We start from the raw sequence: 5,416 nt of genomic DNA on the forward strand, positions 1-5,416 counted from the left end.
CCTTGAACATGCGCCCCTGCCGGTGCTGCAGGCCGGCGATGTGCAGACCTCGGTAGAGGCCGAGGGCACGGCCATCCTGGACAGCGACGTGGTGCGCCGGCAGGCCCGGCAGCAGGCCGAAGCCGATGCGGTGGCCAAGCAGCCGCTGCCGGAGATCTACCAGTGCCAGGGGCGCGAAGGCGGCGGCTACCTGCACGAACGCGAACCGGCACCGCCGCACTGCGTCTGGATGACCGTCACCGGCCTGGGCGGCACCACCCCGCTCAATGCCGCAGGCTGCGAAGTGATCCGCGATACGTGCGAGCCCGTCCCCGAAGCACAGCGCTGCAACAGCTGGCAGCAGCGCTTCCGCGATGCACGTGGGCGGGAGCGCTTCGCCACGCCGGAAAACGCGGCCCTGGCCACGGCCGAACGCGAACGGCTGGAGGCCATCCTCGCCGACAGCGACTGCCCCATCCCGTAACCGTTGGTCGGCTGCCCGGCCACATCCGGGTGGAGCCGACCGTTGGTCGGCTGCGCTCCAGATCGTTGATCGGGGTCAGAACCCGTAGCGCAGGAACCCACCGTCCACCGCGATGCATTCACCGGTGACGTAGCTCGACGCCGGCAGGCACAGGAACCCCACCGCGGCCGCCACTTCCTCAGGTTCGCCGATGCGGCGCATCGGGGTGCGGTCGATCACTTCTTCGTAGTAGTCCGGGTCGGACAAGGGCCCCGACGTGCGCCGGGTGCGGATGTACCACGGCGCCACCGCGTTGACCCGGATACCGTCCTCGGCCCATTCCACGGCCAGGTTGCGGGTCATCTGGTGCATGGCGGCCTTGGTCATGCCGTACACCGCGCCGCTGCGCACGTGGGTGAGGCCGGACACGCTGCCCACATTGACGATCGCCGAGGCGGCGTGCCGGGCCAGCAGCGGGTGCGCGTAGCGCGACAGCTCGAACGCCGAGAACAGGTTGGTCTCGAAGATGCCCCGCCATTCGTCTTCGGTGTATTCGGTGGCCGGCTTGGTGATGTTGCCACCGGCGTTGTTGATCAGCAGGTGCAGGCCGTCGCTGTGGTCTTCGACCCAGTCGAGGATCTCGCGACGGTCTTCGTCGTCGGAGACGTCGGCGGCCAGGCCATGGATCTCGCGGTCGGGGAAGGCATCCACCAGTTCATCGCGGGCCATTTCCAGCGCATCCGGATCGCGCCCGACGATCAACAGGTCCGCGCCGAAACCGGCCAGTTCCCGGGCAATCGCCAAGCCGATGCCGGCACTTGCACCGGTGATCAAGGCGGTCTGCCCATCCAATCGCCAACGTTGCGCGCTCACCTGTTTCTCCTGCGGGGAACCCTGCCCCGTGATGCTGCGCACTGCACCATGCGGTGCGCTGCACGCAGGATAGCGCAGCCCCTGCACGCGGTCCGCGCTCATGCACGCCGGCGGCGACGGTGCGACACTGTTCCCCCCGGCCATCAAGGTGTGCGTGCCATGAACATTCGTGTCGTCCTGCCGCTGACCGCGCTGCTGGCCCTGGCCGGCTGCAACCGACCGGTACCACCGGCACCGGACAAACCCCCGGAACCGCAGGCCACCGCACTGCGCGATGCCATGCAGCAGCCACTGGACAAGGCCAAGGCCGCGCGCGACATGTTGGAAAAGGCGCCCGACACCCGCGCCGCCGACGAAGCGCCCACCGACCGGTAGAGCCACCCCATGGGTGGCTGCACGCGCCCCCGGTAGAGCCACCCCATGGGTGGCTGCACGCGCCCCCGGTAGAGCCACCCCATGGGTGGCTGCGCGTGGTGATGGATCGGAGGGCAGCCACCCATGGGGTGGCTCTACCCCGGTTCGGAACCCCAAAAAAAACCCGGCGTCCGCCGGGTTTTTTCATGGCCTGCGGGTTACCGCATCAGAAGCCGCAGAAGCAGTACGCCAGCGCCTTCACCGGTGCACTGCCGCGCGGATCGCGGGCCGCATCTTCAACGAAGCGCAGCTGCGTATCCAGCTCCGGCATCGAACGGGCCAGCATCAGCCGCGCCATGCCCGACTCGCCCAGCATCCACGCACCGGCGTGGCTGCCGGCAAAGCCGCTCATGAACTGCGCGAACGGCGTGGCGCCCTTCTCGATATAGCGCACGCGGACCTTGTCCACCTCGCCCAGCTTGGCACGCTTGGCCGCATCGGCAACGGCAGCCTTCAGCCCACCGAACTCGTCGACCAGGCCGCGTTCCTTGGCCTGCGCACCGCTCCACACACGACCGCGGGCGACTTCATCGACCGCCTCGACCGGCTTGTTGCGTGCGTCGGCAACCTTGCCGGTGAAATCGGCGTAGCCCTTGTTGATCACCGACTGGATCACCTGGCCCACGGCCGGGTCCATCGGACGGGTCATGTCGAACGCACCGGCGAAGCGGGTGGTGCCCACGCCATCGGTGTGCACGCCGATCTTGTCCAGAGAACGGGCCACGTTCGGGATCATGCCGAAGATGCCGATCGACCCGGTGATGGTCGACGGATCGGCGTAGATGCGATCGGCGTTCATGCTGATCCAGTACCCACCGGAGGCGGCCAGATCGCCCATCGACACCACCACCGGCTTGCCGGCGGCCTTCAGCGCCACCACTTCGCGACGGATCTGCTCGGAGGCGAACACTTCACCGCCGGGCGAATCCACGCGCAGCACCACCGCCTTCACGTCCTTGTCGTCGCGGGCCTCGCGCAGCAGGGCCGAGGTCGACACGCCACCGACGCGACCGGCCGGCAGGTCACCCCCGGCGATTTCACCGGCAGCCACGATCACGGCCACCTGCGGACGCGAATCCACCGGCGAGCGACGGCTGTCCAGCGCGGACAGGTAGGCATCAAGGTTCACGCTGCGGAAGCCGCCGTCGGCGTCTTCGTCGGCAACGCCGCGATCGGTGAGCAGGTCTTCCACTTCCTCGCGCGTCTTCAGCCCGTCCACCAGCTTCTGCTGCAGGGCGAACTTGGCCAGGTCACCCCCGGCGGCGGCGATCCCTTCGGGCATGGTGTCGATGCCGGCGGCCAGCTGCGCGGGATCCAGCTTGCGTGCCTTGGCGATGTCGGCCAGGTAGCGCTGCCACACATCGTTCATCCAGAACAGGTCGGCTTCCTTGGCCTGCGGCGAGGCGGCGTCGAGCACGTACGGTTCGGCGGCGGACTTGTATTCGCCCACCTTGAACAGGTGCACGTCCACGCCCAGCTTGTCCTGCAGGCCGGTGCGGAAGTACTGGCGGTAACGGCCAAGGCCTTCCAGCACCACGCCGCCCATCGGGTCCAGGTAGACCTCGTCGGCCTGTGCGGCCAGCAGGTACTGCGACTGGCTCATGTTCTCGCTGAAGGCCACGACCTGCTTGCCGGCGGCGCGCAGTTCCTGCAGCGCGGCGGCCACTTCGCGCATCGACGCAAAGCCGCTGGGCTGCAGCTTGTCCAGTTCCAGCACCACGCGCTCGATCTTCTTGTCGGTGCGGGCCGCCTCCAGCGCGCGGATCAGGTCGCGCAGCTGCACTTCCTCGGCGCTGTTGTCACCGATCGCCTTGGACAGCGCGCGGCTGACCGGGTCGGCGCTGAACTGCTCGACCAGCCGGCCTTCCGGCGCGATCACCAGCGTGGTGCGGTCCTGCAGCGCATTGCCCGAACTGGCGCCCTTGCCCATCGCCACGACGAACAGGATCAGGATCAACAACAGCAGGCCGAAGAAGACCAGGTTGAGGATCAGCCTGCGGGTAAAGTTCATCACATCCCACAGCCCGATGAAGAAGCTGGCGACGGGATTGCGACGCGCGGGTTGGTTCATGGGGAAAACTCCAGTTGGCTTCTTGCCGTAATGCCAGCATAGCCGGTGCCGGGCAGGCCGGCATCGGACACAAGTAAGGGGGTCGTCAAGCGGCGGGCGGCAACGCCAGGCCCACCCGGCGGCTGCTGACGCGCAGGCGCCAGGCCATCAGGATGGCGGCCGCGGTCAGGCCCAGGATCAGGCCCAGCCACATGCCCTGCGGGCCCATGCCCAGGCCAAGGCCCAGACCGGCGCCGAGCGGCATGCCCAGCCCCCAGTACGAGAACATGGCGATGAACATCGGCACGCGGGTGTCCTTGAGCCCGCGCAGCGCGCCGGCCGAGAGCACCTGCACGCCATCGGGGAACTGGAACGCCGCGGCGTACAGCAGCAGCGTGGAGGCCAGCGCGGCCACGCCCATGTCGGCGGTGTACACCCCGACGATGGCGTCATGGCCGAACAGCAGCACCAGTGCGGACAGCGTCTGGGTGCCCAGGATGATCACCAGGCCGGCGATCGCCGCACGGCGCACGCCCAGTCCGTTGCCGCTGCCCACCGCATGGCCCACGCGCACGGTGGTGGCTTCGGCCACGCCCATCGGGATCATGAAGCACAGCTGCGCCACGTTGATGGCGATCTGGTGCGAGGCCGCTTCGGTAGCGCCCAGGCGACCGATCAGCAGCGCGGTGACGATGAACAGCCCGCCTTCCATCAGCACCGTGATGCCGATCGGCAGGCCGGTCCGCAGCAGGTCCCAGATGGCGGCCCAGCGCGGCAGCTCGAAATGGGAGAACAGCTGCAGGTGCGCGAACCGCTTGGTTTTCCACAGATAACCGGCAAAGCACAGCGCCTGGATCCACATCATCGTGGCCGAGGCGATGCCCAGCCCTTCGGCGCCCATTTCCGGCATGCCGAACTTGCCGTAGCAGAGGATGTAGCCCAGCGGCGCCAGGATCACCAGGCCACCGAAGCCCAGGACCATGGTCGGCAGCGTCCAGTGCATGCCTTCGCTGAGGTAGCGCATGCAGAAATACAGCGTCAGCGCCGGACCGCCCCAACGCACCGCATGCAGGAACGCGGTGGCACCGGGCACGATGTCCGGGGCGATGCCGAACGCCGGCAGCAGCGGCGGCACCACCGTGAGGAAGGTGAACATGATCAGGCCCAGCCCGAGCGCCAGCCACAACGCCTGGCGGAACAGCGGGCCGATCTCACGCTCGCGCCCAGCGCCGTGCAGCTGCGACACCGAGGCGGTGAGCGAGATCAGGGTGCCGATCGGGATCAGCATCGGCAGCCACAGCAGCGCGGTGCCGATGGTGACGGCAGCCAGCGTCTGGGTGCCGTGGTGGCCGGCGATGACGTTGTCGACGAAGGAGATCAGGCCGGTGGAAACATGGCCCAGCACCAGCGGCAGCGCGAGCAGGCCGGTGGCGCGCACTTCCTGGGAAAGGCGCGGCGTAGGAGAAGCGATGGACATGGGGATCACGTACGGCAACTGCGGCAGCGCGCGGAGGGCACAGGCACCGGGTTGCGGCCGGTCATCTTACGCGCGTGGCACGGCAAAACCCACGACCGGGGGTGAATGTGCGGTTTGCGACACGATGACGCCGCCGCACTCGCACGCCGCGCTGCGCGGC

The 5,416-nt window shown here is 68.3% G+C and carries 4 protein-coding genes and 1 pseudogene; 2 read left to right on the forward strand and 3 right to left on the reverse strand.

From position 1 onward, the window contains the following. Window positions 1-463, forward strand: a pseudogene (locus DBR34_RS07545) (hypothetical protein); the annotation flags it as partial. A 75-nt stretch (window positions 464-538) separates the two neighbouring features. Here DBR34_RS07545 and DBR34_RS07550 read toward each other — a convergent pair. Next, window positions 539-1,315: an SDR family oxidoreductase gene (locus DBR34_RS07550; protein WP_038691757.1), complete on the reverse strand. Its 777-nt coding sequence runs from the start codon at window positions 1,313-1,315 to the stop codon at window positions 539-541. Between the two features lie 159 nt (window positions 1,316-1,474). On the opposite strand from DBR34_RS07550, the gene DBR34_RS07555 reads away from it, so the two are divergent. Beyond that, the gene (locus DBR34_RS07555) at window positions 1,475-1,690 is read left to right on the forward strand and encodes a hypothetical protein (protein WP_128096329.1); all 216 of its coding nucleotides are present in this window, start codon (window positions 1,475-1,477) and stop codon (window positions 1,688-1,690) included. A gap of 205 nt (window positions 1,691-1,895) precedes the next feature. On the opposite strand, the gene sppA is transcribed toward DBR34_RS07555, so the two are convergent. Continuing rightward, a complete protein-coding gene (sppA, locus tag DBR34_RS07560) occupies window positions 1,896-3,800 on the reverse strand; it encodes a signal peptide peptidase SppA (protein ID WP_128096330.1) in 1,905 nt (634 codons plus the stop codon). Window positions 3,801-3,885: 85 nt separating this feature from the next. Beyond that, window positions 3,886-5,256 (reverse strand): MATE family efflux transporter, encoded by a 1,371-nt coding sequence (locus DBR34_RS07565; RefSeq protein ID WP_128096331.1) that lies wholly within the window; start codon window positions 5,254-5,256, stop codon window positions 3,886-3,888. Window positions 5,257-5,416 lie beyond the last annotated feature (160 nt).

The sequence above is a fragment of the Stenotrophomonas sp. HMWF003 genome (genome assembly GCF_003061285.1).
Classification (GTDB): Bacteria; Pseudomonadota; Gammaproteobacteria; order Xanthomonadales; family Xanthomonadaceae; genus Stenotrophomonas; species Stenotrophomonas maltophilia_AP.

What these genes read in the sequence shown, in the direction of transcription:
- DBR34_RS07555 (WP_128096329.1), top strand. Translation starts at nt 1,475, where the DNA reads ATGAACATTCGTGTCGTCCTGCCGCTGACCGCGCTGCTGGCCCTGGCC.
- sppA (WP_128096330.1), bottom strand. Translation starts at nt 3,800, where the DNA reads ATGAACCAACCCGCGCGTCGCAATCCCGTCGCCAGCTTCTTCATCGGG.
- DBR34_RS07565 (WP_128096331.1), bottom strand. Translation starts at nt 5,256, where the DNA reads ATGTCCATCGCTTCTCCTACGCCGCGCCTTTCCCAGGAAGTGCGCGCC.